We start from the raw sequence: 15,907 nt of genomic DNA, 5'->3' as shown, positions 1-15,907 counted from the left end.
AACGAACAAACCGACAGGCCCAGCTGAGATGGGCAGACGCTCGCCGGAGGCCGCCGCCATGATGAGCCGTGAGCAGAACGACCACATCACCCGCACCGGACCGGGCACGCCGCTCGGCGCACTGATGCGCCGCTACTGGCAGCCGGCCGCCCTGGTGGACGAGTTGGAGGGCGAGCGTCCCGTGGTGCCGGTACGCCTGCTCGGCAAGAACTTCGTGCTGTTCCGGGACGAGGCCGGGCGCTACGGCCTCCTCGATCGCGACTGCCCGCATCGCGGCGCCGACCTCGCCTTCGGCCGACGCGAGGCCGGGGGCTTGCGCTGCGCCTTCCATGGCTGGCTGTTCGACGTCGAGGGGCGATGCCTCGAGACGCCCGCCGAGCCGGCGGGCAGCAAGCTCTGCCAGAACGTCCGGCAGCGTGCCTACCCGGTGATCGCGCACAGCGGCATCCTGTATGCCTATCTCGGCGAGGGCGAGCCGCCGGCCTTCCCCGAGCTCGACTGCTTCCTGGCACCCGACGCCTATACGTTCGCATTCAAGGGCCTGTTCGAGTGCAACTGGCTGCAGGCGCTCGAGGTCGGGATCGATCCGGCGCACGCGTCGTTCCTGCACCGCTTCTTCGAGGACGAGGACACCTCCGCCTCCTACGGCAAGCAGTTCCGTGCCGCTTCGGCCGACAGCGACCTGCCGATGACGAGGATTCTTCGCGAGTACGACCGGCCGATCATCAACGTCGAGCGCACGGAATACGGCATGCGCCTGATCGCGCTCCGCGAAATCGACGATGAGCGCACCCATGTGCGCGTCACGAACCAGGTCTTCCCGCATGCCTTCGTCATTCCGATGTCCGCGGACATGACGATCACCCAATGGCATGTTCCCGTCGACGACGAGAATTGCTACTGGTATGCGATCTTCACGAGCTACGGCGCGCCGGTCGACAAGCAGAGGATGCGCGAGCAACGCCTGGAACTCTACGAGTTGCCCGAGTATCGCTCGCGGAAGAACAAGACAAACGACTACGGGTTCGACCCGCACGAGCAGGCACATTCGACCTATACGGGGATGGGACTCGACATCAACGTCCACGACCAGTGGGCCGTCGAGTCGATGGGGCCGATCCAGGACCGGACGCGCGAGCATCTCGGGCAATCGGACAAGGCCATCATCCTCTACCGCCGCATCCTGCGCGAACAGATCGACAAGGCTGCCTCGGGCGACGCCCCGCTGATGGTGCTCGACGCGCGGCACGCGAGAAGCATCCAGGGGCCCGCGACGATGGACGGGATCGGCCCGTCGAAGGGCTGGGAGACCTACTGGATGGACGTGGACGTGCGCCGCCGCCGCGGGGCCCCATGGATGCCGAGCCTCCCCTCCGACGCGACCCCGGACGTCGCCCCGCCGGTCGCGCCCCCTGCGCCGCGCCGGGACGCGGCCGAGTAGAACGGCGCCTCGAGCGCCGCCTGAGCCGGAGGACGACGGCCGTGACATTCGTGCAGGACCATGGATTGTGGAATGCGGCGCAGGCCGATGCGGCCCGCGAGGTGCGCGAGCTTTGCGATCCCGACCGGATCGATACCGTGCGACTGTCCTTCCCCGATCAGCACGGGATCCTGCGGGGCAAGACGCTCGTCGCCGCCGAGGCCGTCAAGGCGCTCGAGGCCGGATGCGCGATCACCACGACGATGCTCGCCAAGGACACCGCGCATCGTACCGTCTTTCCGGTCTTCAGCGCCGGCGGCGGGTTCGGCATGCGGGAGATGGAGGGCGCGGCCGACGTCATCATGGTGCCCGACCCCACGACGTTCCGAACGCTGCCCTGGGCGCCGCGGACCGGGTGGCTGCTCTGCGACCTCCATTTCCGCGACGGCCGCCCCGTCCCCTTCGCGACGCGCGGCCTTTACCGCTCCGTCCTCGAAACACTGTCCGAGCGCTCACTCGACTACGTCGCGGGGCTCGAGGTCGAGTTCCACATCTTCAAGCTCGACGACGCCCGCCTGGCACCTGCTGACGCCGGGCAGCCCGGGACGCCCCCGGACGTCAGCCTGATCTCGCACGGCTACCAGTATCTGACCGAGCAGCGCTACGACCAGGTCGAGCCGGTCCTGGAGATCCTGCGCAAGGATATCGTCGCCCTCGGCCTGCCGCTGCGCTCGATCGAGGTCGAGTACGGGCCGAGTCAGTGCGAGTTCACATTTCAGCCGACGATCGGCGCGGCGCCCGCCGACCTGATGGTGCTGTTTCGCAGCGCGGTGAAGCAGATCTGCCGCCGGCAGGGATACCACGCCACCTTCATGTGCCGGCCGCGCATCCCGAACGTGGTCTCGTCGGGCTGGCACCTGCACCAGTCGTTGCGCAACGTACGGACCGGCGCCAACGCCTTCGTTCCCCCCGACGGCCCGGGGCCGCTCTCGGCGTTCGGCACAGGGTTCTTGGGCGGGCTGCTGACACACGCACGCGCCTCGAGCGTCTTCACGACCCCGACCATCAACGGCTACAAGCGCTACCGCTCCTACTCGCTCGCACCCGACCGCGCCGTCTGGGGCTGCGACAACCGCGGCGTGATGATCCGCGTCCTCGGCGGCCCGGGCGATCCGGCCACGCGGCTGGAGAACCGGGTCGGCGAGCCGGCGGCGAACCCCTACCTGTACATGGCGGCGCAGATCCTCGCCGGGCTCGACGGCGCCGACCGGGGGCTCGATCCCGGGCCGAGCGCCGATACGCCCTACGAGGCCGAGGCGCCGCTGCTGCCGAAGTCGCTGCGGGAGGCGGTTCAAGCCTTGCATGAGGATCCGTTCTTTCGCGGCGCCCTCGGCGACTCGTTCATCGACTACTATACGCACATCAAGAACGCGGAGATCGAGCGCTTCCAGTCTGAAGTCACCGAATGGGAGCAGCGCGAGTATTTCGAGATCTTCTGATCGACCGATCATCTGGTAGAAGCTGGCAGGGGATGACGAGAGATGAAGCCTGGTCGCACGTTCCGGTTCGTCGTTGCCCTCGCCCTGGCCTGCCTCGGCCTGCCAGATCCGGGCCGGGCGCTCGACCAGCCCGTCCGTATCGGGGTCCTGAGCGACATGAGCGGTCCTTTCTCGGACCAGGTCGGCGCCGGCTCCGTGGCCGCCGCCCGTCTCGCGCTCGAGGACTTCGCGCGGGAGAGCGGTGGCTTGAAGGTCGAGCTTCTCTCCGCCGACCACCAGAACAAGCCCGATATCGGCCTTGGCATCGCCCGGCGCTGGCTCGACCAGGAGAACGTCGCGGCGATCGTCGACCTGCCGAATTCCGGCGTCGCCCTCGCGGTCGCCAACCTGATGCGTGAGCGCAATCGCGTCGCGCTCGCCTCGAGCGCGATGACCTCCGACCTGACGGGGAAATTCTGCGCGCCTACGACCGTGCAATGGGTGTCGGACACCTGGGCGCAGGGTTCCGCCACGGCGCGCGCGCTGGCCGAGCGCGGCGCGCAGCAATGGTATTTTCTCACCGTCGATTACGCCCTCGGCCACGCCCTGGAGCGTGATGCCACGCGGGCGCTTGTCGGGGCAGGCGGCCGTTCGACCGGCGGGTCGCGGCTTCCCCTCGGCACCGGCGACTTCTCCTCGGCGCTGCTCACCGCTCAGAGCGCGGGCGCACAGGTCCTGGCCCTGGCCAACACCGGAGCCGACATGATCAACGCCATCAAGCAGGCCGGCGAGTTCGGGCTGACGCCGAAGATGAAGGTCGCCGCGCTCTTCATCCAGCTCTCCGACACCCATTCCCTGGGTCTCGCGACCGCGCAGGGCCTGCAACTCGTCTCCGCCTTCTACTGGGACCGTGACGAGCGCACACGTGCGTTCGGCGAGCGGTTCGGTGCCCTCATGAACGGCCGTCGGCCGACGGAGGACCATGCGGGGGTGTACTCGGCGACGCTCGCCTATCTCCGCGCGGTGCGCGACGCCGGCACGGTCGAGGGCGACCGGGTCGTCGGGACGATGCGCAAGGCCCCAATCGACGACCCGCTCTTCGGCACCGTGACGATCCGCCCGGACGGACGTGCGGTACACGACATGTACCTGTACGAGGTCAAGCCTCCCTCGGAAAGCAAGCGGCCCTACGACTACTACAAACTCGTGACCACCATTGCCGGCGATCAAGCGTTCCGCTCGATGAAGGACGGCGATTGCCAGATCAAGCAATAGAGCATGGCCCGACGAGGTCGATACCGGCTTTTCGACGGCGCAATGCAAGCTTAAAAAGCCCTGGAGCAGAGCGATCGGCCTCCCGGAGGCGATCCGGGAGCGCGCCTATCGGTTCTCCCTGACCGTGGAGGAGACGGTGACGGCCGCGGTCGCCTCGGACGTCACCGCCCATGGAAATCCGTGTCGACCTTGATTGCGTCCGGGCCGTCTCGACGACGATCCAGCGATCGGCGAGGCGACCTCCGTCGGCCACGGCGTCCCTGGCCGCATGCCCCGGATACCTGGCAGGCTACACCCGTCATGCATCCGACCCCGCATCCGCGTCATCACGAGCGTGCGGCAACTTGAACGCCCGCTCTGGGAGTTCGCCGGACCCTCCCCAGACTCACCAGCGGACCCACGGTTCATGCTCAGGCCATTCCGGTCGGCGAGCCGCTCGGTCCGGAGGCATGTCCGACGATGGCCCAGGATCCGCTTGACCACGAACTGCCGGACTTGCCGCCGAACGCATTCGGGAAGTTGGACCGCAATCCCGATCCGCTGTTCTACAGCCAACCTCGCTTCGTGGCTCATATCGACGCTGGGGCGATCGCTGCCGTCACCGATTTGTACAGGGAGGTTGTCCCGACGGGCGGTGACATCCTCGACCTGATGTCGAGCTGGATCAGTCACCTGCCGGATGAGGTCACCTACGCCAGCGTCGTCGGTCACGGGCTGAACGCCGCGGAACTCGCGGCCAACCCACGCCTGACCCGGCGCTTCGTGCAGGATCTCAACGCCGAGGCGCACCTGCCGCTCGAAACGGCGAGCATCGACGCCGTGCTGATCTGCGTCTCGGTGCAGTACCTGCAGCGGCCCGTCGCCGTGCTCTCCGAGGTCGCCCGCGTGCTGCGCCCCGGCGCTCCGGTGGTGATCTCCTTCTCGAACCGCTGCTTTCCCACCAAGGCCGTCGCGATCTGGCATGGTCTCGACGCCGCACGACAGGCTCAGCTCGTCGGCTTCTATCTCGAGCGGGCGGGCTTTTCCCGCATCGACGCCTACGCCCTCAGGCGGGAGGGAGGCCCAGGCGACCCGATGACGGCGGTGATCGGCCGGACCCTCATCGCCTGAGGAAACGACGATCGACCCCGACGAGAGGCCGCTTCGTAGCCGATCGCTGTGGCGCCGGCCTTGCGCGTCACGACCCCGGGTCGGCACCGATCCCGAGAGCGGCGTCGTCGGCGCGCTCCCCCTGCGCCGATGCCGGAAACCAGTTGCCGTGGAAGCCAGGCGGGATGCGGTGGCCGAGATGAATCGTAGCGACGGGCGGCGCCTCGAACGAGCGTGCGTCGAGGATGGCGAAGTCCGTCGTGTCGCGCGCGGTGTCGATGACGAACCCGACGAGCCAGCCTTCATCCTCGCCGGCCCCGGGACGTACCGGCACGAAGATGAACTCCCCTGGGATCCGGTCTTGCCCGAACTCGTGCACCCGGCGCTCGCCCGTCTCGAGATCGTGCCTGTAGAGCTGCGTTGCCCCGGCAAGCTGCGTGTTGCCGTCGGCGGGCACGCCGACCGTGTAGAGGATGCGGTGGCGCTGCCCGAAACGCCGCTCGTCGATGCGGGGGAATTCCTGTGGGGTCGCGTCGAGCACCCGCCGTGCGACCCGCCTCGTCGCGGGATCGATCGTCCAGCGCTCGAGCTTGCCCGGGCCGTCGAACCCGCCCGCGGCCGCGCTGAACACCGTGTCGTAGGCGACGACGTCGAGGATCACCCGCCCGTCGGCGTCGTCGTGGGCGTTGGCCACGTGGAACACGAAGCAGGGCTCGACCTCGCACCACAGGATGTCGCTTTCCCCGCCCTGCCGCGGAAGGAGGCCCACCCGGGCCCCATGGCCGGGGTTCCAGCGGAACGGGAAGCGGTAGCCGGCGAGCAATGCCTTGAAGGAGAACGTGACCGGCAGGTCGAGCACGATCGCAAAGCGCGCCGTGATCGCGCAGTCGTGGATGCAGGGCCCGTGCTCGACCGCAACGGGCACGTCCCGCACGACCCGCCCGGTTGGCGAGAGGACGACGTGGCGCACGCTGTCCCAGACCCGGCCGTCATAAGCGATCGCGTGGGTCTCGCCGGTCAGCGGATCGAGGTGCGGATGCCCGGTGAAAGATCCGGCGAGCGTCCCGTCGAACGGATTGTAGCGCTGTTCCTCGAGGCTCCGCGAAAGCTCGACGGGGAAGCTGCCAGCCTCGACGACCGCGAAGACCCGGCCGCCAATCCCGACGACGTTGGTGTTGACAGTATCGTTGCCACCCCGCCGCGGCCCGGGTGCGGCCGGCCGTCCGAGCGCAGCGGCCGCCTTGCGCGAGCCGATCCACCGGTTGCGGTACCACAATGCCCGGCCCGCTTCGATCGCGAGGCCGTGGACCATGCCGTCGCCGAGGAACCAGTCGTGGCCCCGCGTCGTCTGACGGACGGGATTGGCCCCCATCTTGAGGTAGAGGCCGTCGAGGCCCGGCGGGATCGTCCCGCTGACGACCGGGCTCTTTAGCGACAGCTCCTCGCGCATGGGTTCGTGGACGCCGACCACGAAGGGGTTCGGCATACCCGGAAGACGCAATCGATTGCAGGCCGCCAGCAGCGCAACGCCAAGCTCGGCGACAGCGCGGAAGGCCAACAGGGCGCGATTCGACATCGGCAGCGATCCCTGGATCAGACGGCGGGCCAGACCGTCACCACGTCGGAAGGCCCCGAGTGGTGAAGCACGCCCGAGGACCGGTTGCGGTCCCGCCCCATGAGGGTCGTGCGGGCGACGCAACGGGCCTTCGGAAGCAGGACGGACCGGGATGGGCGGAGGCGACGGATCATCGCGGGTCGATCCTGATCTCGCTACGGCGCCTTCGAGCATTCGTGATCGGTGCGGCACAGGAACCGAGGTCGGTCATGGGAGATTGGCTTTCCGAAGTGGTACTCACGCTGGCCGGGAGGATGTCATGTCCGAGGATACCGAAAAGCATCGCGCCTTGCTCAGTGCCCTCAGGGACGCAGCCGGGAGAGGCGATGGCTCCTTCGAGCAGGCGGTCACAAACGCATTCGAGCATGTCTTCGAACACCTCGGACGCCTCAACGATCATGTTGCCCTCAGCGGTCCGGACGGAGGCGAACCCCACCTGAAGCCCGGCGAATCCCCGACCCTGCGTTAGGCACGGGACACGGGTTTGCTCATGGCGGCCGAGGGACGCCCGATTGCCCGGACGTTCGGGTATCGACCTGCGTCACTCGCTCATGCAGAGATGCCGCTAGGTGAGCATCTCTGCTCGTAGGGCCTCGCCCTTTCCGGGGAAACGCGAGCAAGCGCCCATTGGGGTCATCCTACCGGGGAGGCTGCGCGTCCTCGCCCGGCTCAATCCAGCGCGTGGCGGTGTCGAGGCCGCCTGCGCGGCCCGACATGGCGGCGATGCGTCGCTTCACCTTTGCCCAATGACCTCTCGGCCTGTTCCCGTCGAACGTCCTGCCGTCGCGCGCAGCCCTGGCACGGTCCCGGGCCACGAAGTACGCCGAACTCCCGAACCGCGTGACGAGATTTCCGGCATCACGCTCGACCAGATCGCACCGGGCGACGCGGGCAGCATGAAAACGGGCGAGCCAGCGCAAAATCACGTCGCAGCCCTTGATCCTGTTGAGCGTACATTCGACCTAACCCATCCATGCCGCAGCGTGAAAGGATCGCAATCGTCGTCTTGCCCCGCCGTTCTGCCTGGGTCTCGATGTCCGGGCTTGTTGTCGCGATCCTGGCCTCATGGTTCAATCCGAATTGACCCTCGAGGAGGCCGATGACCAGGGGACCGTCCGAGACCGCGGCCGGCGCAGGGATCATGTCGAAGAATGCAATGAGGTCCTGAAGGCTGGCGCAAGTGAAGCCTCAGCCGATCCATAATGGGCAGGCCGCTCCCTGCTTCGACACAGCGATCCCTTGAGCCGACATCGGATAGGTCTCCACTAGCCGCTTTCGCGCGCCGGGAACGGCGTCGATCGCTCGCCGAACCCAGCGTCAGATTTTCGACGAGACTCCTGCAGGGTGGTGGATCTGCGGGAGCGGAACGCCTATGATGACGGCGGGGTGGTACGCGCCACCCTGGGGCGTGGAAACCCCTAGCACATCGGCTTGGTGCCCGCCGGCTTGGGCACCGGATTCCTTGACCATGCGGTCGGGGAGCCTGCGACGTATGTCCAGGCGCCCCGGTGCTAAAGGTCGTAGGGACCGGGTGTGCTCGGTTTTCCAACTCCCCGACTATGGGTGGTCGAGGCTCGTTTGCGGGGGCGCACCGCGGACACGGGCCTGTCGGGGAAGCGATCCATGCATCGCTCGATCAGTCGCACCACGACCCTGGAACGGGCGGAGCGTCCTGGAGGGCGCGGTCGCCGCGCGGCCTGGCCCCGGACTGTGACGCCGGCCGCTCGACACCCGGGGGAGGAAGCGGGCTTTCGCTCGCAGCTTGCTGCCGGGCATGACCGGCATCGGTGGCGCGCCGCCGCGATGGACGCCCGGATGGATTGTGTTTGGGCGCCGCAGCCCGTCCATCCCCCGGGGTCTCCAGACCTCGTTCGCCCCAGGTGCCGGAACCGACCGCCGATTCAGTCAGCCCGAAGAGCGCGACGCCAAAAAACCTCGGTCGAGCATGGCGCAGGCTCCGGATAGGCGGGTATCGGTCATGAGACCGCCGACGCCCGGAACCGACCGGCCGCGGATGCCGGCCGTCGAGCCTCTTTCCGGTACCGCCGTCACGCCGCGCGGAGGAAGCCTTCCAAGCTGGTTCTCCTCCTCGCGGACATCGATCGTGCGCCCCCTCCCTCCCCTCGCGGCGTCGACCGCGGTGTGGCAGCGGGCCCCAGCCTCGCAGCGAGGAACCCCATGGACAGCGTTAGCGATCTCCTACGGCGGCTCTGGCGCCTCAACCAGGAGGACGGCATCCAGCAATCGCGGAGCGACCCGTCCGATCCGGCCGATGAGATCTCGACCCTTGCGGGCGCGGCACGTCTGAGCCCGATGCTGAAGGAACGCTACGCGTTCGCCGGTACGTGGCGAAAGGCGGCGCTCGACCAGAACTGGCTGGCCCTCGAGGACATCGACGCCGCCATCATCCGGACGCGCGCGAGCCGGGACTTCCACGCGAGGACCGCGTCGAGCGCATTCAGGGCAGAGCTCAGCGGGGCGCAAGTCGCTCTGTTCGGCATTAACCACGGCACGAACGAAGCCACGTACCTGATCTGGGCGCCCGGCCGCGAGGAACCTGCCATCTGCGCCTACTACGGCGGGCGGAGCGACCTGTTCGGCGATCTCCAGCGCTTCCTCGCATTCCTGGTCGGCGACCTCGTCCACGACGACAGCCTCGCGCTCGTGGAGAGCGGGGTCATCGAAGCAGGCAGCCTGCCTGTCCGGCAGACGGCATGAGCATCGAGACGGAGCGGATCAAGGCACCGCTGCGGTATCGGGTGATCCCGAGCGTTCGCCAAGGCCAGTCTGGAGGAGTCGGACTCGGTCCCATCAGACGACTTTGGGACGCCGACCTGCCTTCATCTTTGCAGGGGGCGGCTCTCCGTCCTCGGGTCGCCGCAGCAGCTCGCAGCTTTCGACCTTGAGGGCGGTTGCCAGCTGATCGAGAACATCGACCGTCGGGTTTTCTGTCGCCCGTTCGATGCGGCCGACGTAACTGCGGTCGAGGCCTGCATCAACAGCCAGTGCCTCCTGGGTCAACCCGAGGGCCACCCGCAAACGCCGCACATTCCGCCCCACGAGAGTCCGCCCGTTCATGAGGGCTAGCGAGCCCTTGCAGGACGATCAATCCACGGATTATGGTCCCCTTCGAGCCTACTCGTCGCGGATCGTCCGTATCACCCAGACCTTCCGGCTCGTCAGTCCATGAACATTCGCCAGCTGGAAGCCTTTCGGGCGATGATGCAGGCCGGCACGACCAAGGGCGCCGCCGAGCTCGTAGGGCTCTCGCAGCCCGCTATCTCGCGCCTCATCGATGCCTTCGAGCACGCCATCGACATCCCGCTCTTCGCGCGCGTGCGGAACCGCCTCACTCCCACGCCCGAGGCGATCCTGCTGTTCGAGGCCGTCGAGCGCACGTTCAGCTCCGTCGACCGGATCCGGGAGCTCGCGGCCGATATCCGAGCCGCCGACACCGGCAAGCTCTGCCTCGCCACCCTGCCGGCCCTGGCCTTCGGCCTGATGCCCGCCGTGCTTGAAGCCTACCGCGCCCAGCATTCTCGCACGAACATCACCCTCGCGGTCCAGACCTCCGCGCGCATCGAGGAACTCGCGGCCGCACAGACGATCGATCTCGGCTTTGCAGAGTTGCCGCTGGCGCGCGGAGGCGTCGCCGTCGAGACTTTCTGCCGGGCGCCCCTCATGCTCGCCGTACCGTGCGATCATCCACTGGCGCGCCATGCTGAGGTGACGCCGCAGGACCTGATCGGCGAGCCGCTCATCGCGCTGCCGCAGACGAGCCTGTCCCGCCAGCGCCTCGACCAGGCCTTCGCCCGAGCCGGCCTGAGCTGCAGCCCAGTCCTGGAAGCGCAATACGCGGCGCTGGTCGCAACCCTCATCGGGCGTGGCCTCGGGATCGGTCTTCTCGACCCGTTCACGGCCGCGGCCTTCGACAGTCGGTCACTGGTACAGGTCCCGTTCCGCCCCGCGATCCCGTTCGAGATCGCGGTCCTGCACCCGACGCAACGCCCCCTGTCACGGGCGGCGCGGTCGTTCCTGGCGATGGTGCGGCGCGAGCGCAACCGCATCCTCGAGGCGCAGCAGGCACCAGAGCCGGATCAGGGGTGAGGGCGCAAGGGCCGAACAGGCGCGGGCCCGGTCCTCCCGCCCTCGCATCGATGGACGGCACACAGCGCATCAGGGCTCAAGCGGCGCACCGTGCTCGACCTTCGGGATCGCGGGGGCAATTGGCGCACGGTGGATTGATCAGACCTGCCCGTCCTGGCGCTCGCCCCGTGCCACCTCGGCCATCATCTCGTCTCGGAGCGGCCGCTGGAGCTGCAGCGCGTCCTCGGCCGGTGCCTCGAGCCAGATACGCCACTCCTCCGCACACGTGAGCAGCACCGGCATCGCCTTCGGGTGCACGGGGCCGACGACACCGTTCGCCTCCGTCGTCAAGAACGAGAACAGCCGGTGCTCTTCCTCGACCGGTTCGTCCCGCTTCGGCCCGCGCACGCCGGTCCAGGGCCGCCAGATCCCTGCGAAAGCGAACAGCGGCCGGCTTTCGTCGAGGGCGAACCACACCGGCGTCTTGCGCGGCTTGGTGTCGGCGTACTCGCTGAACGAGGTGACCGGCACCAGGCAGCGGTGCGCCGGCTTCAACCAGGGACGCCAGTAGGGCGAAGCGACGTTGCGCACGTTGGTGACTGGCTGCGTGCCGACCTTCGGGGGCGGCGGGAAGCCCCAGCGCATCATCGTCAGCACCCGGGCGCCGTCGGCGCTGTGGATGACGGGCGCCATCTGGTCGGGGAAGATGCCGGGCATCGGCGGCAGGTTACCGGCCTCGTCGCGGTCAACCGCAAAGGTGCGCCGGATCTCGTCCTGGGAGCGGGCGGAGCTGTAGAGGTTGCACATGGCGGAGATCGTAGCCGATCCGGCTCTGCTCGTCCCTTGATGCAGGGCGAGGGGCCTGAGACAACAGCCGACGTGGAAGTACAACCCTAGGGGGTCGGCGTGACTGACCGGAGCGAGGCTGATAAGCGATTGCGGGTTTCATCTGCTCGACATGCGCTCGAACCTCGCGCGTGGAAGTACCCCTTGCCCAGCGAGGGAGAAATTCGCATCGGCGCTACAATCGCGGTTGTAGTCTCCGCGATATTTTATGCCGTTCTCCTGTTTGGCCTGGGACGATGTGTTGGGCAGGTTATGGCGCAGCCAGCCGGGCAACCCTCAGTCCAGAACCCGTTCGATCCCAGGATACTGCAGCCGCCCCGACCTGCGTCGGAGCGACCACGTAGGGCGCCGGCTGGCCCGTCCGACGCGGAGATCGCGAAGCGCCTCATCGCCGAGTCGATCGCTGGCTATGACGGGCCGTGTGCCTGCCCCTACCAGCACGACCGGGCCGGCCGGTCGTGCGGCCGGCGTAGCGCCTACAATCGACCCCGTGGCGCTACGCCGTTGTGCTTCGAGAAGGACGTCACCCCGGATATGCTGACAGATGCCCGCGTCCGGCGCTGATTCCCCTCAGCTTGCTTCGTCCGTGCTATCGATGGTGCCGCCAGGCGGTGGGCGACGGGCGCACCCCGCTTCTCCCCGAGCTCGCTCGTGCGCTTCGTGCATGATGGTGCGTGATTGCGCGATCAAGGTCTGGCCGACGTCGTTCAGCAGGTCGGCGGTCTCCTCGGGCAGGATCGCAGCTCGGCACGCCACATCCACGATCACGTCGAGCGCGTCCGCGACTTTCTCTAGGGCTTGAACGATGGCCGGCAGGATGGTCGCAACGTCCTCAGCCTCAGGGACGGGGTGATTCGACGTGGTCATCGCCGAGTTCACGCAACACGAGCGGCGGCCGAGCGGTTCACGAGCACCGGGGTCGTGTCACCCCTCATCTCGCCGAGCCGACGCAGGGTGCGTGCATCGAAATGCGCCTGGCCCGCGAGGGTGCGCTTGCCATCGATCTCCAGCGGCAACCCGAGCGGGACGACTCGGAAATGCGCGTCGAGGAACGGCCCCAAGTAGGACATCGGCATGAGCGTGGTGACGCTCGTGACGCCGTGAGCCATGCCCCATTCCACGATGCCGGCGAGAAGTCTTACCGTGACGAGGCGGGATGTGCCTCGAGCGCGATGCGACGTTGCGACAGCCTGCCGGGTCCACTCCCAAATTTGTGGACCGCGCGGCACCTCGCCCTCGCAGGCGTAGGGGAACACCTCGGACATCAGGTGCGGCCCCAGGGTCGGGACCAGCCGGCTATACCCGATCACTTGGCCGTTATCGATCGCCAAGAGATGAACGGTAGCGGGCGTATCGAATTGATCGATCTCTCGCCCGTCAGGCCTATCAAGATCACGCCAGCCCATTTCCTCGACAAACACTTGATGACGCAAGCGCCAAACCGCCTCGATTTCGCTCGCATATTCTGAAATGTTCGAAGCATCGACAACGTGAATCATTGCATTTCCCCAGATTGCTCCAGGATTATTGGGCTTGCGGCCCCCTTTTGTACTAGGGAATTTCCTAGTGAATGAGACCTTGGCGCAGCGCATTGGCGACAGCCTGAACTGTGTTGATGGCGCGTAGCTTCTTGCGCGCCACACCCAAGTGATGTTCGACCCCCTTGGACGAGATCCCGAGGATTTCACCCGTTTCCCACGCCGTCTTGCCATCGGCCGCCCATTGCAGGACTTCGCGCTCCCGATCGGTCAGATGCACCTCAGCCGCCTCGGTCCCGCGCAGCAGCAGCAGGCGCGCGGCCGCGTAGGTGGTGATGAGCTGCACCGTGCCGATCTTGTCGGGCGGTACTTCAAGGCGGTGACCAGACAGGCTGCACGCCGCAAGATTGGCGTCGAGCGTGAGGAGCGGGATCGTCAGGCCCTCGCGGGCTCCATGATCGGCCGCCTCGTGCATGATCCGCACGGCCGTCGGATCATCAGAATGCCACTTCAATGCAGAGGACCAGGTGAAAGGCTCCTGATCAACGAAGAGCCGGCGCACCGTCGCATCGCGATAGATGTATCCGCGGGATGCGTAACGCTTGAGCCATGGCTGTGGCATGCCATCGAGCAGAATATGACCAAACTGTCAACGCCGATTGAAGTCTGACCCACCTTTGGCTTTGTCGCCGATCGTAATCTGACCCACCCCTCACGCAGGAACCGTTGGTTCCCGCACTGGCCGCGCAACCAGCCCGGCGCGCCGCTTGTCCTTCAGCCGGTAGCTCTCGCCCGTGATCGTCACCACGCTGGCGTGGTGCAGCACCCGGTCCAGCATCGCCGCCGTCAGCACCGCGTCGCCGGCAAACGCCTGGTCCCACGCCCCGAACGACAGGTTCGAGGTCAGGATCATCGCGCCCCGCTCATAGCGCTTGGCCGCCACCTGGAAGAACAGGTTCGCCTGATCGCGCGCGAACGGCAGGTAGCCGATCTCGTCGACGATCAGCAGGCGGTAGAGGTTCACCGCCCGGTGCATCGCCTCCTTCAGGCGCCCCTGGCGCTGTGCCGTCTCCAGCGTCAGAACCAGGTCCGCCGCACTGGTGAAGCGCACCTTCATCCCACGCTGCGTCGCGAGGTAGCCGAGCGCGATCGCCAGATGCGTCTTGCCCACGCCGGACGGACCCAGGAACACCACGTTCTGCGCCCGCTCCACGAAGGCCAGGCTGGCCAGTTCCTGGATCTGCGCCCGCGGCGCTCCGGTGGCGAAGCCGAAGTCGTAGCCCTCCAGCGTCTTCACCGCCGGGAAGCCTGCCACCCGGGCGAACATCTCCCGTGCCCGGGTGCGTCGGGCCTCGCGCTCGGCCCGCAGCACCTCCTCCAGGAAGACCGCATAGGGCGTGTCGCGCTCGGACGCCGCCTGCGCGAGCGCGCCGTAGGCCGCGGGCACCGCCTGCAGGCGCAACTCGGCGCAGAGTTCGGCGAGGCGGGCATGCTGCAGGTCGCTCATGCCGGCTCTCCCGTCATCAGGCCCGAGAGCCCGTCGTAGAGCGCCAGCGGGTGCTGCAGCCCGACCACCAGGTGGGCGGGAGCCGGCACCGCCGGGGCCTGGATCTGGCGCACCGAGCGTCCGCCGTAGGGCGGCGGCACCGGCTGCAACTGCGTCCGCTCCACCTCCAGGCGCTCGGCCGGCACCGCGCCGGTCGTGGCATGGACCCGCTGGTTGGCGACCGTGCGCAGCCAGCGACCTGCCGCCAGGTTGGCCGCCTCCCGGTCGAGCACCAGCCCCTCCTGGCCGAGCCGGCTGGCCAGCGGCACGTAGAAGCTGCCGCGCAGGTAGCGGATGAAGCGCTCGACCTTGCCCTTCGTCTGCGCGCGCCCAGGCTGGCACAGCCGGGGCCGGAAGCCGCAATGGCGGGCGAAGTCCAGGAAGCCAGCCTGGAAGCGATGACGCCCGCGGCCGTAGGCGTTCCTCTCCACCACCACGGTGCGCATGTTGTCGTAGAGCACCTCGCGCGGCACGCCCCCGAAGGCCAGGAAGGCATTCTCGTGAGCGGCGATCAGCGTCTCGAGGCGCTCGTCGGTGACGAACTCGAGGTAGGTCGCCCGGCTCCAGCCCATGGTCGCCACGAACACCGAGAGCCGGTCGGCGCCGCGCCGCATCACCGCCCAGTCGACCTGCATCTGCTCGCCCGGCGCCGTCTCGAAGCGCACCACCGGCTGCGGGGCGGGCGCCGGCGCCAGGCCGGCGACGAACTCCTTGAGCATCGTGTAGCCGCCCGCATAGCCCCGCTCGCGCAGCTCGCCGAGCAGCACGCTGGCCGGGATCCGCTCCGGCGCCGCAGCCGCGAGGCGCTCCACCACGTACCCCTTGAACGGGTCGAGCTTGCCCGGTCGGGGTGGCCGCCCCTTGTAGCGCGCCGCCGCCTCGTCGCGCAGGTAGCGCCTCACCGTGTTGCGCGACAGACCCGTCGCGCGGGCAATCTCGCGGATGCCCTTCCCGTGCCGATGCAACACCCGGATCTCCAACGCTGCCTCCTCACCCACCATCCGGGCCTCCTCCCGCAGAAGGAGCCCAGCCTACGGCCTGGGTCAGGTTTCAGTCGGCGACTGGGTCAGTTTC

At 67.9% G+C, this 15,907-nt stretch carries 15 protein-coding genes; 7 read left to right on the top strand and 8 right to left on the bottom strand.

The window, feature by feature from the left end; genetic code table 11:
- Positions 1–58: 58 nt before the first annotated feature.
- From BMX97_RS29860 to BMX97_RS29845, 4 genes are all read left to right on the top strand, one after another.
- A complete protein-coding gene (locus BMX97_RS29860) occupies positions 59–1,441 on the top strand; it encodes an aromatic ring-hydroxylating dioxygenase subunit alpha (protein WP_091754793.1) in 1,383 nt (460 codons plus the stop codon).
- Between the two features lie 41 nt (positions 1,442–1,482).
- Positions 1,483–2,919: a glutamine synthetase family protein gene (locus tag BMX97_RS29855; RefSeq protein ID WP_091754771.1), complete on the top strand. Its 1,437-nt coding sequence runs from the start codon at positions 1,483–1,485 to the stop codon at positions 2,917–2,919.
- 42 nt (positions 2,920–2,961) lie between these two features.
- Positions 2,962–4,173, top strand: coding sequence for an ABC transporter substrate-binding protein (locus BMX97_RS29850; protein ID WP_091754770.1), 1,212 nt, complete (start codon positions 2,962–2,964; stop codon positions 4,171–4,173).
- Between the two features lie 459 nt (positions 4,174–4,632).
- Positions 4,633–5,283, top strand: coding sequence for a methyltransferase domain-containing protein (locus BMX97_RS29845; protein ID WP_091754769.1), 651 nt, complete (start codon positions 4,633–4,635; stop codon positions 5,281–5,283).
- Positions 5,284–5,350: 67 nt separating this feature from the next.
- Here the strand turns inward: BMX97_RS29845 and BMX97_RS29840 are convergent, their stop codons facing one another.
- The gene (locus tag BMX97_RS29840; RefSeq protein WP_091754768.1) at positions 5,351–6,838 is read right to left on the bottom strand and encodes an 8'-apo-carotenoid 13,14-cleaving dioxygenase; all 1,488 of its coding nucleotides are present in this window, start codon (positions 6,836–6,838) and stop codon (positions 5,351–5,353) included.
- 298 nt (positions 6,839–7,136) lie between these two features.
- Here BMX97_RS29840 and BMX97_RS34015 point away from each other — a divergent pair, with 298 nt between their 5' ends.
- The gene (locus BMX97_RS34015; RefSeq protein ID WP_091754767.1) at positions 7,137–7,346 is read left to right on the top strand and encodes a hypothetical protein; all 210 of its coding nucleotides are present in this window, start codon (positions 7,137–7,139) and stop codon (positions 7,344–7,346) included.
- Positions 7,347–9,055: 1,709 nt separating this feature from the next.
- On the top strand, positions 9,056–9,595 hold the full coding sequence (locus tag BMX97_RS29830; protein ID WP_091754766.1) for a hypothetical protein: 540 nt from the start codon (positions 9,056–9,058) through the stop codon (positions 9,593–9,595).
- Between the two features lie 93 nt (positions 9,596–9,688).
- Here BMX97_RS29830 and BMX97_RS29825 read toward each other — a convergent pair whose 3' ends face one another.
- Positions 9,689–9,955: a helix-turn-helix domain-containing protein gene (locus BMX97_RS29825; protein ID WP_082743006.1), complete on the bottom strand. Its 267-nt coding sequence runs from the start codon at positions 9,953–9,955 to the stop codon at positions 9,689–9,691.
- Positions 9,956–10,063: 108 nt separating this feature from the next.
- Here BMX97_RS29825 and BMX97_RS29820 point away from each other — a divergent pair, with 108 nt between their 5' ends.
- Entirely contained in the window at positions 10,064–10,984 is a 921-nt protein-coding gene (locus BMX97_RS29820) for a LysR substrate-binding domain-containing protein (protein WP_091754765.1), read from the top strand.
- A 138-nt stretch (positions 10,985–11,122) separates the two neighbouring features.
- Here BMX97_RS29820 and BMX97_RS29815 read toward each other — a convergent pair whose 3' ends face one another.
- The 6 genes from BMX97_RS29815 to istA all read right to left on the bottom strand — a co-directional run bounded on the left by BMX97_RS29815 (position 11,123) and on the right by istA (position 15,834).
- Positions 11,123–11,770 carry an SOS response-associated peptidase gene (locus BMX97_RS29815; RefSeq protein WP_091754764.1) on the bottom strand — a complete coding sequence of 216 codons (648 nt, stop codon included), beginning with the start codon at positions 11,768–11,770 and terminating at the stop codon, positions 11,123–11,125.
- Between the two features lie 609 nt (positions 11,771–12,379).
- Positions 12,380–12,676: a hypothetical protein gene (locus tag BMX97_RS29805; RefSeq protein WP_091754763.1), complete on the bottom strand. Its 297-nt coding sequence runs from the start codon at positions 12,674–12,676 to the stop codon at positions 12,380–12,382.
- Positions 12,677–12,684: 8 nt separating this feature from the next.
- Positions 12,685–13,308, bottom strand: coding sequence for an acyl-homoserine-lactone synthase (locus tag BMX97_RS29800; RefSeq protein WP_091754762.1), 624 nt, complete (start codon positions 13,306–13,308; stop codon positions 12,685–12,687).
- A gap of 64 nt (positions 13,309–13,372) precedes the next feature.
- Positions 13,373–13,909, bottom strand: coding sequence for a helix-turn-helix transcriptional regulator (locus tag BMX97_RS29795; RefSeq protein ID WP_091754761.1), 537 nt, complete (start codon positions 13,907–13,909; stop codon positions 13,373–13,375).
- Positions 13,910–13,999: 90 nt separating this feature from the next.
- Entirely contained in the window at positions 14,000–14,794 is a 795-nt protein-coding gene (gene istB / locus BMX97_RS29790) for an IS21-like element helper ATPase IstB (protein WP_091754760.1), read from the bottom strand.
- Entirely contained in the window at positions 14,791–15,834 is a 1,044-nt protein-coding gene (gene istA, locus BMX97_RS29785; protein WP_091754759.1) for an IS21 family transposase, read from the bottom strand. The genes istB and istA overlap by 4 nt, the downstream gene beginning before the upstream one ends.
- Between the last annotated feature and the right edge of the window lie 73 nt (positions 15,835–15,907).

Source organism: Methylobacterium sp. ap11 (assembly GCF_900110515.1).
Classification (GTDB): domain Bacteria; phylum Pseudomonadota; class Alphaproteobacteria; order Rhizobiales; family Beijerinckiaceae; genus Methylobacterium; species Methylobacterium ajmalii.
This window is presented reverse-complemented; position numbering and strand designations above follow the sequence as displayed.

What these genes read in the sequence shown, in the direction of transcription:
- BMX97_RS29860 (WP_091754793.1), top strand. Translation starts at nt 59, where the DNA reads ATGATGAGCCGTGAGCAGAACGACCACATCACCCGCACCGGACCGGGC.
- BMX97_RS29850 (WP_091754770.1), top strand. Translation starts at nt 2,962, where the DNA reads ATGAAGCCTGGTCGCACGTTCCGGTTCGTCGTTGCCCTCGCCCTGGCC.
- BMX97_RS29845 (WP_091754769.1), top strand. Translation starts at nt 4,633, where the DNA reads ATGGCCCAGGATCCGCTTGACCACGAACTGCCGGACTTGCCGCCGAAC.
- BMX97_RS29840 (WP_091754768.1), bottom strand. Translation starts at nt 6,838, where the DNA reads ATGTCGAATCGCGCCCTGTTGGCCTTCCGCGCTGTCGCCGAGCTTGGC.
- BMX97_RS34015 (WP_091754767.1), top strand. Translation starts at nt 7,137, where the DNA reads ATGTCCGAGGATACCGAAAAGCATCGCGCCTTGCTCAGTGCCCTCAGG.
- BMX97_RS29830 (WP_091754766.1), top strand. Translation starts at nt 9,056, where the DNA reads ATGGACAGCGTTAGCGATCTCCTACGGCGGCTCTGGCGCCTCAACCAG.
- BMX97_RS29825 (WP_082743006.1), bottom strand. Translation starts at nt 9,955, where the DNA reads ATGAACGGGCGGACTCTCGTGGGGCGGAATGTGCGGCGTTTGCGGGTG.
- BMX97_RS29820 (WP_091754765.1), top strand. Translation starts at nt 10,064, where the DNA reads ATGAACATTCGCCAGCTGGAAGCCTTTCGGGCGATGATGCAGGCCGGC.
- BMX97_RS29815 (WP_091754764.1), bottom strand. Translation starts at nt 11,770, where the DNA reads ATGTGCAACCTCTACAGCTCCGCCCGCTCCCAGGACGAGATCCGGCGC.
- BMX97_RS29805 (WP_091754763.1), bottom strand. Translation starts at nt 12,676, where the DNA reads ATGACCACGTCGAATCACCCCGTCCCTGAGGCTGAGGACGTTGCGACC.
- BMX97_RS29800 (WP_091754762.1), bottom strand. Translation starts at nt 13,308, where the DNA reads ATGATTCACGTTGTCGATGCTTCGAACATTTCAGAATATGCGAGCGAA.
- BMX97_RS29795 (WP_091754761.1), bottom strand. Translation starts at nt 13,909, where the DNA reads ATGCCACAGCCATGGCTCAAGCGTTACGCATCCCGCGGATACATCTAT.
- istB (WP_091754760.1), bottom strand. Translation starts at nt 14,794, where the DNA reads ATGAGCGACCTGCAGCATGCCCGCCTCGCCGAACTCTGCGCCGAGTTG.
- istA (WP_091754759.1), bottom strand. Translation starts at nt 15,834, where the DNA reads ATGGTGGGTGAGGAGGCAGCGTTGGAGATCCGGGTGTTGCATCGGCAC.